The sequence below is a fragment of the Streptomyces sp. 4N509B genome (assembly GCF_052245655.1).
Taxonomy (GTDB): domain Bacteria; phylum Actinomycetota; class Actinomycetes; order Streptomycetales; family Streptomycetaceae; genus Streptomyces.
The window spans coordinates 91,175-105,325 of sequence record NZ_JBQQBZ010000020.1 but is presented as its reverse complement, the minus strand read 5'-3'; the positions used below and the strand labels follow the sequence as shown (position 1 = coordinate 105,325).

General features: G+C 74.6%; 14 protein-coding genes. 8 read left to right on the top strand and 6 right to left on the bottom strand.

Annotated features, from left to right (window positions below):
- Window positions 1–2: 2 nt before the first annotated feature.
- Both ACTWP5_RS19260 and ACTWP5_RS19255 read right to left on the bottom strand, forming a co-directional pair.
- Window positions 3–1,136 carry a DUF3152 domain-containing protein gene (locus ACTWP5_RS19260; protein WP_443222250.1) on the bottom strand — a complete coding sequence of 378 codons (1,134 nt, stop codon included), beginning with the start codon at window positions 1,134–1,136 and terminating at the stop codon, window positions 3–5.
- A 17-nt stretch (window positions 1,137–1,153) separates the two neighbouring features.
- Window positions 1,154–2,179 carry an alpha/beta fold hydrolase gene (locus ACTWP5_RS19255; protein WP_443222249.1) on the bottom strand — a complete coding sequence of 342 codons (1,026 nt, stop codon included), beginning with the start codon at window positions 2,177–2,179 and terminating at the stop codon, window positions 1,154–1,156.
- A gap of 154 nt (window positions 2,180–2,333) precedes the next feature.
- Here ACTWP5_RS19255 and ACTWP5_RS19250 point away from each other — a divergent pair, with 154 nt between their 5' ends.
- From ACTWP5_RS19250 to ACTWP5_RS19220, 7 genes are all read left to right on the top strand, one after another.
- On the top strand, window positions 2,334–2,600 hold the full coding sequence (locus tag ACTWP5_RS19250) for a hypothetical protein (RefSeq protein ID WP_443222248.1): 267 nt from the start codon (window positions 2,334–2,336) through the stop codon (window positions 2,598–2,600).
- Between the two features lie 155 nt (window positions 2,601–2,755).
- Window positions 2,756–3,382 carry a TetR/AcrR family transcriptional regulator gene (locus ACTWP5_RS19245; protein ID WP_443222247.1) on the top strand — a complete coding sequence of 209 codons (627 nt, stop codon included), beginning with the start codon at window positions 2,756–2,758 and terminating at the stop codon, window positions 3,380–3,382.
- Window positions 3,383–3,535: 153 nt separating this feature from the next.
- The gene (locus ACTWP5_RS19240; protein ID WP_443222246.1) at window positions 3,536–3,763 is read left to right on the top strand and encodes a DUF3107 domain-containing protein; all 228 of its coding nucleotides are present in this window, start codon (window positions 3,536–3,538) and stop codon (window positions 3,761–3,763) included.
- 37 nt (window positions 3,764–3,800) lie between these two features.
- Window positions 3,801–4,859, top strand: a complete 1,059-nt coding sequence (locus ACTWP5_RS19235) for a DMT family transporter (protein WP_443222245.1) — start codon at window positions 3,801–3,803, stop codon at window positions 4,857–4,859.
- A complete protein-coding gene (locus tag ACTWP5_RS19230) occupies window positions 4,856–5,458 on the top strand; it encodes a suppressor of fused domain protein (protein WP_443222244.1) in 603 nt (200 codons plus the stop codon). Before ACTWP5_RS19235 ends, ACTWP5_RS19230 begins: the two co-directional genes overlap by 4 nt.
- 43 nt (window positions 5,459–5,501) lie before the next feature.
- The gene (locus ACTWP5_RS19225) at window positions 5,502–6,140 is read left to right on the top strand and encodes a DUF6758 family protein (RefSeq protein ID WP_443222243.1); all 639 of its coding nucleotides are present in this window, start codon (window positions 5,502–5,504) and stop codon (window positions 6,138–6,140) included.
- A 166-nt stretch (window positions 6,141–6,306) separates the two neighbouring features.
- Window positions 6,307–7,155 carry a PHP domain-containing protein gene (locus ACTWP5_RS19220; protein WP_443222242.1) on the top strand — a complete coding sequence of 283 codons (849 nt, stop codon included), beginning with the start codon at window positions 6,307–6,309 and terminating at the stop codon, window positions 7,153–7,155.
- 30 nt (window positions 7,156–7,185) lie between these two features.
- On the opposite strand, the gene ACTWP5_RS19215 is transcribed toward ACTWP5_RS19220, so the two are convergent.
- On the bottom strand, window positions 7,186–7,761 hold the full coding sequence (locus ACTWP5_RS19215; protein WP_443222241.1) for a Uma2 family endonuclease: 576 nt from the start codon (window positions 7,759–7,761) through the stop codon (window positions 7,186–7,188).
- Window positions 7,762–7,960: 199 nt separating this feature from the next.
- Here ACTWP5_RS19215 and ACTWP5_RS19210 point away from each other — a divergent pair, with 199 nt between their 5' ends.
- On the top strand, window positions 7,961–9,736 hold the full coding sequence (locus ACTWP5_RS19210; RefSeq protein ID WP_443222240.1) for a bifunctional metallophosphatase/5'-nucleotidase: 1,776 nt from the start codon (window positions 7,961–7,963) through the stop codon (window positions 9,734–9,736).
- Here the strand turns inward: ACTWP5_RS19210 and ACTWP5_RS19205 are convergent.
- From ACTWP5_RS19205 to ACTWP5_RS19195, 3 genes are all read right to left on the bottom strand, one after another.
- Window positions 9,717–11,186 carry a hypothetical protein gene (locus tag ACTWP5_RS19205; protein ID WP_443222239.1) on the bottom strand — a complete coding sequence of 490 codons (1,470 nt, stop codon included), beginning with the start codon at window positions 11,184–11,186 and terminating at the stop codon, window positions 9,717–9,719. The genes ACTWP5_RS19210 and ACTWP5_RS19205 overlap by 20 nt on opposite strands.
- 163 nt (window positions 11,187–11,349) lie before the next feature.
- Complete coding sequence (locus tag ACTWP5_RS19200; RefSeq protein WP_443222238.1) at window positions 11,350–12,363, bottom strand: alpha/beta fold hydrolase; 1,014 nt, start codon at window positions 12,361–12,363, stop codon at window positions 11,350–11,352.
- A 29-nt stretch (window positions 12,364–12,392) separates the two neighbouring features.
- Entirely contained in the window at window positions 12,393–13,982 is a 1,590-nt protein-coding gene (locus ACTWP5_RS19195) for a DEAD/DEAH box helicase (RefSeq protein ID WP_443222237.1), read from the bottom strand.
- Between the last annotated feature and the right edge of the window lie 169 nt (window positions 13,983–14,151).

Sequence of the window (14,151 nt, the reverse complement as noted above, 5' to 3'; positions counted from 1 at the left end):
CGTTAGGAGCCGTCCTCGCCCGCGTCGTCACCCTCGCCGTCACCCGCGTCGGGGTGTGGCCAGGGGTTGGCGACGCAGGTGATCCCGTCGGTCGTCAGGAACTTCGTCTGCTGCATCATCACCGGCGCCAGCGCGCCCTCGGACGGGCAGAGCGCGTGCGGATACCCGATGCGGTGCCCGACCTCGTGGTTGATCAGCATCTCCCGGTACCCGCGGATGTCGTCCCCGTAGGTCTCCGAACCCTGCGCCCAGCGCCAGGCGTTGATCATCACGCGCTCGGTGCTGGAGGAGTTGCAGGAGACGTTGTCCTCGCGGATGTCCAGGCCCGAGCGGTCACACCAGTCGGCCGTCGTCCCCGGGCTCGCCAGCGTGACGACGAAGTCGTACGTGCCGGCCGCGACCCGGGCGAAGCTGCGCTCGCCGTCGTTCCCCCAGCCGCGCTCGTCGCTCAGGATGCGGTGGACCGCGTCGGCGAAGAACTCCGGGTCGATGCCGAGCCCCTCCTCGACGTCCACCCGGTACCGCACCACGGTGGCCGCGTCCGGGTCGGCCGCCGGGTCGCTGCCGGCGACCGGGACCAGCTCCCCCGAGCCCGTGAGGTCGGGGTCGAGCGGGACGGTGGTCTCCATCAGCTCGTCGAACGTGGGCTCGGGCTCGGAGGTCCGCCCGTCGCCCCCTCCGGGCTCCCGCCCCTCCGGATCGGCGGGACCCACGCCGCCCGCCTCACCCGAGCCGTCGGGCTGGGTGGGACCGGTCAGCTCGTCGGCGCCGGCGGCGTCCGCCGCGCCCGAGTCCGGGACGTCCTCGTCGGGGTCGGTCAGCTGCCCCACCGTGACGAGGGCCAGCACGGTCACCACCGCGGCCGCCGCCACCCCCGTCAGGCTCCGCCCCCAGCCAGCGCGCCGTCCCGGGCCGCCCGCGCCGCGTCCCCCGCCGCCCGTGCCACCGCCCGAGCCGCCGCCGCGTCGCGCCGCGCGCCGGCCCGTGGCCCTCCGGCCGCCCGAGGTGGCCGCCCGCCCCGACTCCTCCCCGGGCGTGCGGCCGTAGCGCGTGTCGTCGAAGGCGTCGATGTACTCCTGGCGCGGTCCTGCCGCCTCGCTCGTCGCGGCCGAGGTGGCGCGGTCGCGGTCGTTCATGCTGCTATCCCGCTCCTTCACGCATCCGGACCCGCCCCCGTCTCCACCTCGGGCACCGGCTCCGCGTTCATGGCTCGGGGGTCGCGCAGGTCGGCGAGCAACTCCCTGAAGCCCTGCGCCACCGCCCCCGGATACTCCATCATCGCCACGTGCCCCGCCTCGGGCAGCACCACCAGCCGCGACACGCCGAAGGCCCTGCTCGCGCGCCGCGCCGCGCGGAAGGACACCAGCCGGTCGCGCACCCCGTAGACCAGCAGCGTGGGCGCCAGCACGCGCTCGGCCTGCCGCCACAGCGAGTGCTGCCCGCCCAGGGTGTAGGCGTTGGCGATGCCACGTGCCGTGCGGCTCATCGCCTCCCAGAAGTACGGCAGGGACTGCCGCCGCTCCAACTCGGCCACGGCCGCGGAGAACTCCTCGGGCGTGATCCGCGCCGGATCCCCGTAACACAGCCGCAGCACGTCGCGGGCCCGCCGCTCGGGGGGCAGGCCGCCCAGCATCCGGGGCAGCAGCCGGGCCATGCCCGGCGCCCCGAGCAGCGCCGTCGGCCAGGCGCTGCGCTGGACGCGCAGCTCCGGCAGGGCGGGAGAGACCAGCGTCAGGGTGCGCACCAGGTCGGGCCTGAGCGCGGCGACGCGGGTGACGACGGCGCCGCCCAGCGAGTTTCCGAAGAGGTGGACCGGCCCTCGCCCGCCCGACTCCAGGCAGCGGATCACGGCCCTGGTGTGCCCGTAGACGGAGTAGTCGCCGCTGTCGGGCGGGGGCGAGGCGCCGAAGCCCGGCAGGTCGAGCGCCTCGCACTCCACGTCCCCGGAGAGCAGCTCCATCAGGGCCGACCAGTTCCGCGAGGAGCCGCCGAGGCCGTGCACCATCAGGGCGGGCGGCAGCCCGTCACGGTCGGTGGCGCGCCGTCGGATGGCGAGGGTCATGCCGCTGAGCGCGACCGTCCGCAGGGTCTCGCCCTCCCGGATGCCGGGCCAGCCCTCCTCCGCCGCGAGCGCGGCGTGGACACGTCGCTGCTCGGCGGTGGGTCCGGTCGTCGACATAGCGCAATAGTACGAGCCCGTCACTCCGTGTCCCGTGGAGGGTGTGCGTGCCATTCGTGTGTCCGGTGTCACACGACGGGTTCGCCTCGGCGTGCTCGTCCTCCTAGGCTGGTGTCACCCACCCGCAGGCACAGGCGAACGGAGGTGAGGTGCGATGCCGCAGGAGCCGAACCCGGCGGAGCCGGAGACGTACGACGAGTACCTCGACGACGAGGACGGCGGTCCTGACACCGCGCGGCCGGGCGCACGACGCCCCGCCGCTCCCGAGGAGGCCTCGGAGGCCGACGCCGCGGAGCAGCGCCTGGAGTTGCTCCCGCTCCGCGACACCCCGCTGACGGACCGGGCGTGGGACGATCGCGACGTGGCCGACGCGGCCGAGCAGGCCCGGGTGGTCGACCCCGGCGACGACGAGTACCGGTGACCGTCCCCTGACCGTGTGGTCGGCCCGTGGTGTCCGCGCCGCGGGCCGGCCACCGGTTTCTGGGTAGGGAATGCCGCACGACCGGCACCGTCGGGGGATCTCCCGAACGTACGATGGCCATCCAAGAGGATCGACAACCACCACCGGGAGGCGGCGTGACAGCCACCGAGCAGACCCAGGCCCGCCCCCGCGGCACGCGCCTGCCGCGCCGGGCCCGACGCAACCAGCTGCTGGGCGCGGCGCAGGAGGTGTTCGTCGCCCAGGGGTACCACGCGGCGGCGATGGACGACATCGCCGAACGGGCCGGGGTCAGCAAGCCGGTTCTCTACCAGCACTTTCCCGGCAAGCTGGAGCTCTACCTCGCGCTGCTGGACGAGCAGTGCGCGGCCCTGGTCAACGCGGTGAGTCAGGCCCTCGCCTCCACCAGCGACAACAAGCAGCGGATCGCCGCCACCATGGACGCGTACTTCACGTACGTGGAGAACCAGGGCGGCGCCTTCCGCCTGGTCTTCGAGTCGGACCTGACCAACGAGCCGGCCGTGCGCGAGCGCGTGGACCAGGTGGCGCTGGACTGCGCCAAGCTGGTCAGCCCACTGATCGTGGAGGACGCCGACCTGCCGGAGGAGCAGGCGATGCTGCTGGCGGTCAGCCTCTGTGGCGTCGCCCAGATCACGGCCAGGTACTGGCTCAGCTCGGGGCGTGAGGTGCCGCGGACGGTCGCGACGAGCCTCACCGCCGGCCTGGCGTGGCGCGGCATCGCCGGCTTCCCGAAGCAGCACTGACGGCCGCGCGGACGGTCCCGACGGCGTCGGCGCGACGCCCACGCCACGCGCCCGGTCCCCGAGGTGTTCGCTCAGGGCGTTCCCGTGCCGGCACGGGCCGTCAGCGCACCCGGTTAGCCTGTGGTCAGTTACCGACCAGCGGAGGATACGGCTGTGGAGATCAAGATCGGCGTTCAGCACACACCGCGCGAGATCGTTCTCGAGAGTGGGCAGTCCGCCGAGGAGGTGGAGGCCGAGGTCGCCAAGGCGCTCTCCGGCAGCGGGAAGCTGCTGACGCTGGTCGACGAGCGCGGGCGCAAGGTCATCGTCCCTGCCGACAGGGTGGCGTATGTGGAGATCGGCGTGCAGGCCCACCGGCGGGTCGGCTTCGGCGCCCTCTGACGGCCTCCCGCACCGGTCGCCGAGCGCACGGGAGACCGTGGCGGAGACGGCGGGAAGGACCGCGGGGAGCGGCGCGTCGGCCCGGTTCGACGCGCTGTTGCTCGCGGTCGGCGTCGTCGGCGTGTCGGCCTCCGGGCCCCTGATCGCGGCCACGGCGGCGCCCGCCCTGGCCATCGCCTTCTGGCGCAACGCGCTGGCCGTCGTCGGCCTCGCCCCCGTCGTGGCGGCGCGCCGCCGCGTCCGCGCGGAGCTCGCCCGTCTCCTCGCCTCCCGCCGCGCCCTGCTGCTCTCGCTCGCCGCCGGCGCCGCGCTCGCCGCGCACTTCGGCCTGTGGCTGCCGAGCCTGCACATGACGTCGGTGGCCTCGTCCGTCGCCCTCGTCACCACCACCCCGCTGTGGACCACGGCGCTGCTGCGGCTGATGGGCCACCGTCCACCCGCCTCGGCGTGGCTCGGCTCGCTGGTCGCGTTCTGCGGCGTGCTCTGCCTGACCGGGGTGGACCTGACGGTCTCCGCCCGCGCTCTCGCGGGCGACGCGCTGGCGCTGGGCGGCGGCGTCGCCGGCGCGGTCTACGTGCTGCTCGGCGCCGAGGTGCGGCGCTCGTTCTCCACGACGACGTACACCGCCGTCTGCTACGGCGCGACCGCCGCGCTGCTGCTGCCGGTCTGCCTCCTCGCCGGCTCCGGGCTCGGCCTGCCGGGCCTCGGCGACGGTGCCGGGTACACGGGCGAGACCTGGCTGAAGCTGCTGGCGCTCACCGCGCTCGCGCAGTTCCTCGGGCACTCGCTGCTCAACCGCGTGGTGCGCGGCCTCGGCCCGTCGATCACCTCGCTCGGGATGCTGCTGGAGACGCCGGGGGCGGCGATCATCGCCGCCGTCTGGCTCGGCCAGTTCCCGCCGGCCGCGGCGTACGCCGGCATGGCGCTGATCCTCGCCGGCCTGGCCCTGGTCGTCCGCGGCGAGCGCGCGACGCCCGCGCCTCCCCCGAGGACCACGAGGACCACGAGGACCACCGAAGACACGGGCTCCCCGGAACCCACGCAACCCGCGGCACCCACACACCCCACGACGACGAGCAGGGCGGCACGGCGATGACCGACGCGGAGGAGCGGCTGCGCGCCGCGCTGGACCTGGACGAGCCGGACGCCCGCGCCGCCGTCACGTTCGTCGGCGCCGAGCGCGTCGAGGTGTGCCGCTTCCGCGACCGGGCCGCCGGCCTGGTGCACTACGCCACGCTGGGCGTCCCCGGCGCCCCCGGGCAGGGCGACATCGCCTCGCTGCTGCTGACCCTGCGCGCCGGCCCCGCCGCCCCGGACACCCGGGCCACGACGCACGCGACCGACGCGACGGCCGCGACGGACGCGACGGCCGCACCCGACGCGACGGACGGGGTGCTGCGCCCGCTGGCCGTGGTCGCGGCCTCGCCGCAGGTCGAGGGCGTGACCCTGACGCCCGGCGCGGCGATGGAACTGGGCGAGGAGCTGTGGCCGGGCTCCCCGTTCACCGCCGTGCTCGTCGAGCCGGGGCCCGAGCCGTTCCTCCGCCTCGTTCCCATGACCCCCGCCGAGGCCGCCTGGCGCCGGGCCCGCGGCACCGACGCACTGCGCCAACGCTGGCGTGAGCACGACACCGACCTGCACGATCCTCGCAGGTCAGCCGTACCGCTGACCCCACTGCCGCCCCTGACCGAGTGATACGCCTTGACGCGAGGGCGACCCACGAGGACCGTTGGTGCTCATGAGGGGCGAACCGAGCTGCCCGAGGTGCGGAGGCCGGGTGAGGGCTCCCGGGCTCTTCGCCGACTCCTGGCAGTGCGCCGCCCACGGACCGGTTCATCCGATGCAGCCCGTCGTCCGCCCCAGCGCCGAGGCGCTCACCGTCACCGTGCGCCGCGCCCGGGTCCCGGTCTGGATGCCCTGGCCCCTCCCCGTCGGCTGGCTCTTCACGGGCGTGGCCCTGGCCGGTGACGACCGCACCGGCGGCCGGGCCACGGCCGTGGCCTGCTCGGGCCCGAGCCCGCTGGGCGGCCCCGGCGAGCTGCTGCTGGTCGCCGAGGAGCTCGGCGTCGGCCTCGGCGCGCGGTACGCGGGCGTCGACGGCCCCGACCCGGGTCCCCGGCTGCGCACCGACCTCCCGCCACCCACCAAGGTGGTCGCCGCCGGCCGCCCCACCTCCCTGTGGCAGGTGAACGGCGCCCCCGAGGACCGCGTCGTCTTCGCGGGCGAGGCGATGGGCCTGTGGCTGTGGGCCGTGGTCTGGCCGGCACCGTGCGGCCTGCTGCTCTACGACAGCCTCGTCCTGGCCGACCTCCGCGACGCCGGCTCCGAGATCGACCTCGTCCCCTGCGGCGCGCTCTCCCCCCGCATCCTGTCCTGACGTCCCTGAACGCCGCGCCGCGCCCTGTCCTGAAACGCTGTCCTGAACGCGTCCTGAACGGGTGTGCACCCGTCGTAGGGCCGTTCACGGCCCGGTTATTCTTGGGCCCTGCCTCGCCGCGCTCCCGCGCCCCTCGCCCCCTCCGCATCGTCAGGAGCACCCTCCCGTGCGCATCGACCTGCACACCCACTCGACCGCCTCCGACGGCTCCGACTCCCCCACCGAGCTGATCCGCAACGCGGCGACCGCCGGGCTCGACGTCGTCGGCCTCACCGACCACGACACGGTCGGCGGCCACGCCGAGGCCGCCGCCGCGCTGCCGGAGGGGATGACCCTGGTCACGGGCACGGAGTTCTCCTGCCGCCTCGACGGCGTCAGCATCCACATGCTCGGGTACCTGTTCGACCCCGAGGAGCCCGAGCTGGCCGCCCAGCGCGAGCTGCTGCGCGACGACCGCGTGCCGCGCGCCAAGGCGATCATCGCCAAGCTCAACGAGCTGGACGTCCCCGTCACCTGGGAGCAGGTCCAGCGCCTCGCGGGCGACGGCGCCGTGGGCCGCCCGCACATCGCGGCGGCGATGGTCGAGACGGGCGTCGTCCCGACCGTCAAGGACGCCTTCACGCTGGAGTGGATCGCCGACGGCGGCCGGGCCCACGTCCACAAGCACGAGCTCGACGCGTACAAGGCCGTCCGCATGATCCACGACGCGGGCGGCGTCGCGATCTTCGCCCACCCGCTGGCGGTGCTGCGCGGCGAGGTCGCCACCGAGGAGTCCATCGCGCGCCTCGCCGAGGAGGCCGGCCTCGACGGCTTCGAGGTGGACCACTACGACCACGACGAGGCCAACCGCGCCCGCCTGCGCGCCATGGCCGCCGACCTGGGCCTCATCACCACCGGCGCCAGCGACTACCACGGCGACGTCAAGGACGTCGGCCTGGGCAACGACCTGACCTCGCCCGAGGCGTACGAGGAGATCGTCGCCCGCGCGAAGGGCGCCAAGCCGATCACGGCGTAGGTCTTCGGGGGGCGACTGTCTGTCGGATTCCTACCGGTCGCCGTACGGCAGGAACTCCCCGCTGTCCACCGTCCACGGCCCGACGGCGACGGTGTCGCCGAAGACGTGGTCGTGGCGCGACCGGTAACGGGTGCCCTCCGGCGTGGGTCCCGGGTCGCCGAAGACCGAGACGGTGGACTTCCGGGGATCGACGAGCAGGTACAACGGGATTCCCATCGCCGGGTAGTCCACCGTCTTGCGGGCGTAGTCGTTGTCGGGGTTGCTGCGCGACACCACCTCGACGACGAGGGCGACGTCCACGGGATTGACGTAGTCGTCCTCCTCCTCCAACACCGCCTCTGGCAGGACCACCAGGTCCGGGCGCCTCATGCGCTGTATCGCCGGTGCCTCGATCTCCGGCCCGCTGTGTGCGACGTACCCGGGGTGGGTGGCACCGAGCTGGGCGTCGAGCTGGCGGCGGAGGCGGAGCGTGACGAGCTCGTGTCGCTTGACCGGGCTCATCATCATGGTGATGCCCTGCTCGTCGATCTCGATCGCCCAGACCGGCGGTTCGGTGGGGAGCTCGCGTGCGATCGTACGCAGGCGCTCGTAGGTCTTGGTGTCCATCAGGCTCCTCGCGACTGCCGGTCATGACTCAGTCTAGGTCTGGGCGACCACCGGCGGCTCGGCAGGCCGGGGCGGACAGGAGGGACGGGCGCGGCACGCTCGTCGCCTTCACCTGGCGGGCGCGTCGTAACGTACGGGGGCGCGCGACGCGAGGTACGCGCCGCACCCAGCGCCGCTCGCAGCAGGAGGTCCCCGTCGCATGTCGGCCACGCCGTCCTCGTACACGTTCACCGTCCTCGGCACCACGGACCTGCACGGGCACGTCCTCAACTGGGACTACGTGGCGAACACGGCACACGAGGGCGAGCTGGCGGTCGGGCTGGCCAAGGTCTCGACCGTGGTCGACGAGGTGCGGACGGCGCGCGGCCGGGCGAACACGCTGCTGCTCGACGCCGGCGACACGATCCAGGGCTCGGAACTCGCGGACCACTTCGCCCGGGTCGAGCCCATCACCGGCCCGAACGCGCCCGTCCACCCCATGGCCGCCGCGATGAACGCCCTCGGATACGACGCGGCCGTCCTCGGCAACCACGACTTCAACCACGGCCTGCCGCTGCTGCGCGCCTTCCAACGCCAGTGCGCCTTCCCCCTCCTCGGCGCGAACGTCCTCGACGCCCGCACCGGCCGGCCGGCGTTCCCGCCGTACCTGCTCACCCGCGTCGGCCCCGGCGTGACGGTCGGGGTGCTCGGGCTGACGACGCCGGGCACCGCCGTCTGGGACCGGGCGCACGTCGAGGGTGCGCTCACCTTCGACGGGCTGCCGGAGCAGGCCGCGGCCTGGGTGCCCCGGCTGCGCGCCGCCGGGGCGGACGTCGTCGTCGTGGCCGCCCACTCCGGCGCCGACGGCGCCTCCTCCTACGGACGGCGGCTGCCGCACGCCGAGCACGCCGCCGCGCTCGTCGCCGAGCGGGTCCCCGGCGTCGACGCGGTCCTCGTCGGCCACGCGCACCTGGAGATACCCGAGCGGCGCGTCCGCAACGCCGCCACCGGTCGCGAGGTGGTGCTCTCCGAGCCGCTGTACTGGGGGAAGCGGGTCAGCCGCTTCGACATCGAGGTGACCAGGGACGGGACCAGGAACGGGAGCCGGAACGCGACCGGAGAGGACGACGGCTGGCGGGTCGCGTCCGTCACGGCCACGCTCCTGGACGCGACGCGCGCGGCGGAGGACCCGGCGGTCCTCCGGCTCGTCGAGGAGCCCCACCGCCGGGTCCTCGCCCGCGTCAACCAGGTGATCGGCCGGGCGACGGCGGCGATGACGGCGGCCGAGGCGCCCCACCGTGACGTCCCGCTCGTGCGCCTCCTCAACCACGTGCAGAGCCAGGCCGTCCGCCGCGCGCTCGCGGGCACGCCCCACGCCGGCCTGCCCGTGCTGTCGCAGGCGGCCTGCGTCTCCCGCACCGCCGGGCTCCCGGCCGGTCCGATCACCCTCCGCGACGTCGCCGGGATGTACCCCTACGAGGGCCGGCTGGAGGCGCGGCTCGTCACCGGGGCCCAGCTGCGGGACTACCTGGAGCACTCCGCCCGGTACTTCGTCCGCTCCCCCGACCTCTCCCGCCCGGCGGAGCTGACCAACGCGGACGGCACACCGGACTACCACTTCGACGCCGTCAGCGGCGTGAGCTACGTGATCGACCCGTCCCGGGCGCCGGGCTCCCGCGTCACCGCGCTGCGCCATCCCGCCACCGACCGCGGGGTCGCCGACGACGCCGTCTTCGTCCTCGCGGTCAACGAGTACCGCGCGGCCGGCGGAGGGGACTTCCCGCACGTGCCCGACGCCCCCCGGCTGTGGGCCGGCACCGAGCAGATCCGCGCCCTGCTCGTGGCGTGGATCCGTCGGGCCGGGGTCGTCGACCCCGCCGCGCTGATGGCGGAGCCCGGCAGCGGGGCCTGGCGGCTGGCCGTGGCGGCCGACGCGGCCCCGCCCACGGCCGGCGCCACGACCAGCGGCGCGGCGCTCAGCCGTCCATCGCCGTGAGGAGGTCCATGAAGACCTCCACGAGCGCCTCCTCCGAGTAGCCCTCGAAGCCGTCGTCGCCGTACTCGCCACCGGTGACGCGGAACTGCATGTAGGCACCGTTGTCGAGGACGTATCCGGCGCGGAGCTGGGTCGAGGAGCCGTAGCTGTGCTCACCCACGGAGTGCGAGTAGATCATGTACCCCGACTCGCCGACCGGGAGCTCGTACAGCTCGCCGAGGGTGATCACGTCGCCCTCCATGAACGGGTCCTCCGGCTCGGACATGATGTCCCCGAGGTCGCGTCCGAGCTCCTCCGTCGGGATCAGGTTCTCCGGCGCGCTGCCGTAGGCGTCCTCGGTGACCTCGATGCGCCACATGGGCATCCCGTTCGCGCCGTAGTCCTCGGTCTCCAGACTGCGCTGGTAGGAGCAGACCGTGGTGGGAACGGTGCCGTCGGCGGAGTTGACGCTGTCCGGGTCCGAGCCGAGCTCCGCGGCGACGTCGGCCACCACGGCGCACCGCTCCTCGGCCGAGGCACCCTCCGCCAGCCCCGGCGCGTCCAGCTCGGGCAGGCCCTCGTAGGTGGCCATCTCGACCGGCGTGATCAGCGGCTCGCCCGCCGAGTCGTCGCCGCCGAGCGCCTTCACGACGTCCACGAGCTCCTGGCGGGTGACGTCCATCGTCAGCAGCTCGTTGGGGGTGTCCTCGTCGTGGCGCAGGACGCTGCCGCTGAGGTGGACGTAGAAGGTGTCGTCGCCGGAGCGGAACCCGGCGGTCGCGCTGCCCGACGGCCCGCCGGTCCACTCGTTCTGGCTGAGGAAGCCCTCCTCCCCCACCGGGAACTCGTACAGCTCGCTGAAGGTGAAGGAGGTGTCCTCGGCCAGGTTCTCCGTGCCCTCCACGGTCGTGTCCAGATACCGCTCGTACTGGGAGCCCGCCTCGCCGCCCCGGGTGAGCGCCACCTGGAGGCTGATGCTGGTGGAGCCGTCCTCCAGCGAGGAGGTGCCGGGCGTGCCCAGCATGCAGCTGATGCCGTTGCCGCCCTCGGTGTTGAAGAGGGCGTAGCCGCGCGGGGCCAGCAGCTCCTCGACGGCGGCGCAGTGCGCGTCCTCGCCCTCCTCGTAGCTCAGGGCGTCCGCGTCGGGGAAGGAGAGCTCGGTGAGGTCCGGGTGGGTCGCCATGGCCGGCCGGTCGTCGCCGCCGAGGAGGAGGACGCCCGCGCCGACCGCCCCGGCGAGCAGCACCAGGACGACGACGATCGCGAGGAGGACCTTCGGCCGCTTCGAACGGCCGGCGGCCGGCGGAGGCGGCACGGGCGGGCCGCCGGGCCCGGCCGCGGCCGGCTGGGGGTACGGCGGCGGCGACGCGACCGCCTGCGCCGGCTGTTGGTACTGCTGGTGCGGCGGCTGCTGGGGATGCGAGGACGGGAACTGCGGCTGGTACTGCGGCTGGTGCTGTGGGCTGGACATGCTTCTTCCGTGCGTGGTCGCGTCTGGCCGGCCCGAAACGTCGGGTCGGGGAAAGGCGAACACTGCCGTAGCGCGCTTTCATCACTCTTTCGCCGGCTGGGACGAACCCGGACGAGCCGGGCCGTCGGCGGCGATCAGCCACGCACTCGTGGCTCCCCCGCGGTCAGCCGCTCGTCGCCGGCCGCGTCTCGGCGTTCCCGCTCGGCCGCCGGCCGGAGGGCGGGGGTGGGGCGGTCGAGCGCCAGAAGTCGAGGAGCGCGGCGGCGGTGCCGAGAGGGCGCTCCGCGTTCGGGGAGTGCTCCGCCCCCCTGATCACGGTGCGGCGGGCGTCGAGCACCTCGGCCATGCGGTCCAGCAGCCGGACCGGCCAGACGCCGTCGCGTTCGCCCGAGACGACGTGGACCGGCAGCCCCGTGGCGGCCAGGCGCGCGACGCGGTCGGGCTCGTGGCGCAGCGTGCGGCCGGTCACGAGCAGCTGCGTCGCCGCGTTGGAGAGCCAACGGTGGCGCAGGAACGCCGAGACCTCGTCCGCTCTGGGGCGCGGGTTGAGCACCCGCCAGATGCCGTCGGAGCCGAGGAACGGCATGGTGGCCGACAACGCCCGCAGTCGCCAGCGCGGCCAGCGCGCGACGCGTCCGGGTCCGGAGGCGACCAGGGTGAGTGAGGTGAACGGCGCGAGTCCCCGCGCGGCGGCGCGCAGCACCGCGCCGCGCGCGATCAGGCCGCCCAGCGAGTGGCCGACCAGGTGCAGCGGCAGCGGCCGGCCGGCCGTGGCGCCCGCCGGCGGGCTGAGCGCCTCGGCCTGGGCGAGGACGTCCTCGGCCAGCGCGCCGAGCCCGTAGGCGTGGCGGGCGGAGGTGCCGAGGGTCTCGTACTGGCCGCGGCCGTCCACGGCCACGGCGCGGTAGCCGCCCTCGGCCAGCGGGGCGAGCATCGCGACGAAGTCCTCCTTGCTGCCGGAGAACCCGGGGACCAGCAGCACGGTCCCCGCCGTCCCCGTCGCCCCCGCCGCCCCCGTCGTCCGCGCCGTGCCCGCGGGCGACGCGGGCGACGCGGATGACGCCTCCACGCCGGTCGCGGCGGGCTCGGCGTCGAGCACCGCGAACTCGCCGCGCCGGGTGGCCAGTCGTGTCGCGCGCACGCCGTCCGGGAGATGGAGGAAGGGGGGTCTGCTCACCGTGCGAGCGTAACCGGCCGGGGCCGGGTCTACTCGGCGGGCCCCTGGTCAGCCGCGGTTCGCGCCTGAGCCTGGGTCGGGGCCTGGTCCTGGGCCGACGCGACGCCGGTGCGGCGGCGACGCCGACGGCGCGGGCGCGGCCTGGCCGTGGCCTGTCCCGCCTCGTCGGTGGGCTGCGCGGTGTGCTGGGCGGCGGCCGGCGCGGCCGTCGCCGTCGCCGTTGCCGTTGCCGTTGCCGCATTCGAGCCCTCCGGCTCCACGGCGGAGGCGGCGGGCCGCTGCGCGCCCTCGCCGTTCCCGCTCGCGGTGCCCTCGACCGCCACCCCGCCGCGGGTGCGGCGGCGCTGGCGCGTGCGGGTCTGGGTGCGGGTGCGCGTCCGCTCGCGGTCGCGGTCGCGGTCACGCTCGCGCGGCTGGCGACGGCTGTCACGCCCGCCGAGGTCCTCCAGCTCCTCCGCGTCCAGCCCGGCCCTGGTCCGCTCGGCGCGCGGCAGCACGCCGCGGGTGCCCTCGGGGATGTCGAGCTGCTGGAAGAGGTGCTCGGAGGTCGAGTACGTCTCGGGCGGGTCGGCGAACGGCAGGTCGAGCGCCTTGTTGATCAGCTGCCAGCGCGGGATCTCGTCCCAGTCCACCAGCGTGACGGCCGTGCCGACCGCCCCGGCCCGGCCGGTGCGGCCGACGCGGTGGAGGTAGGTCTTCTCGTCCTCGGGCGTCTGGTAGTTGATCACGTGCGTGACGCCGTCGACGTCGATGCCGCGGGCGGCGACGTCCGTGCAGACCAGCACGTCCACCTTGCCGTTGCGGAACGCGCGCAGCGCCTGCTCGCGCGCGCCCTGCCCGAGGTCGCCGTGGACGGCCGCCGAGGCGAAGCCGCGCCGCGTCATCTGCTCGGCGACGTCGGCCGCGGTCCGCTTCGTGCGGCAGAAGACCATCGCGAGCCCGCGCCCGTTGGCCTGGAGGATCCGCGCCACCATCTCCACCTTGTCCAGCGAGTGGGCGCGGAAGACGTGCTGCGAGATGCTGGCGACGGTCGCGCCCTCGTCGTGCGGCTCGGAGGCTCGGATGTGGGTGGGCTGGTTCATGTACCGCCGGGCGAGGGAGATCACCTGGCCGGGCATGGTGGCGGAGAAGAGCATCGTCTGCCGACGGGCGGGCAGCAGCTCGATGATCTTCTCGACGTCGGGCAGGAAGCCCAGGTCGAGCATCTCGTCGGCCTCGTCCAGCACCAGGCAGCGCACGTGCGACAGCCGCAGCTTCCGCTGGCTGGCCAGGTCGAGCAGGCGGCCCGGGGTGCCGACGACGACGTCCACGCCGCGGGTCAGCGCCTCGACCTGCGGCTCGTACGCACGGCCGCCGTAGATCGACAGGACGCGGACGTTGCGCACCTTGCCGGCGGTGAGGAGGTCGTTGGTGACCTGCTGGCACAGCTCACGGGTCGGGACCACGACGAGCGCCTGCGGCGTGTCGGTGAGCTGCTCGGGCTTGGCGCGCCCGGCCTCGACGTCGGCGGGGACGGTGACCGCCTCCAGCAGCGGCAGGCCGAAGCCGAGCGTCTTGCCCGTGCCGGTCTTGGCCTGGCCGATGACGTCGGCGCCGGCGAGGGCGACGGGGAGGGTCATCTCCTGGATGGGGAACGGGACGGTGATCCCGACGGCGTCGAGCGCCTCAGCGGTCTCGGCCAGGATTCCGAGGTCTCGGAATGTTGTGGTTGTCGTAGCGGACAGCGTTCTGCCTCATTCTGTGTGGTGCGGGCACGCGGCGGCGAGGCGGGTCGTGTGGACCGCGCCG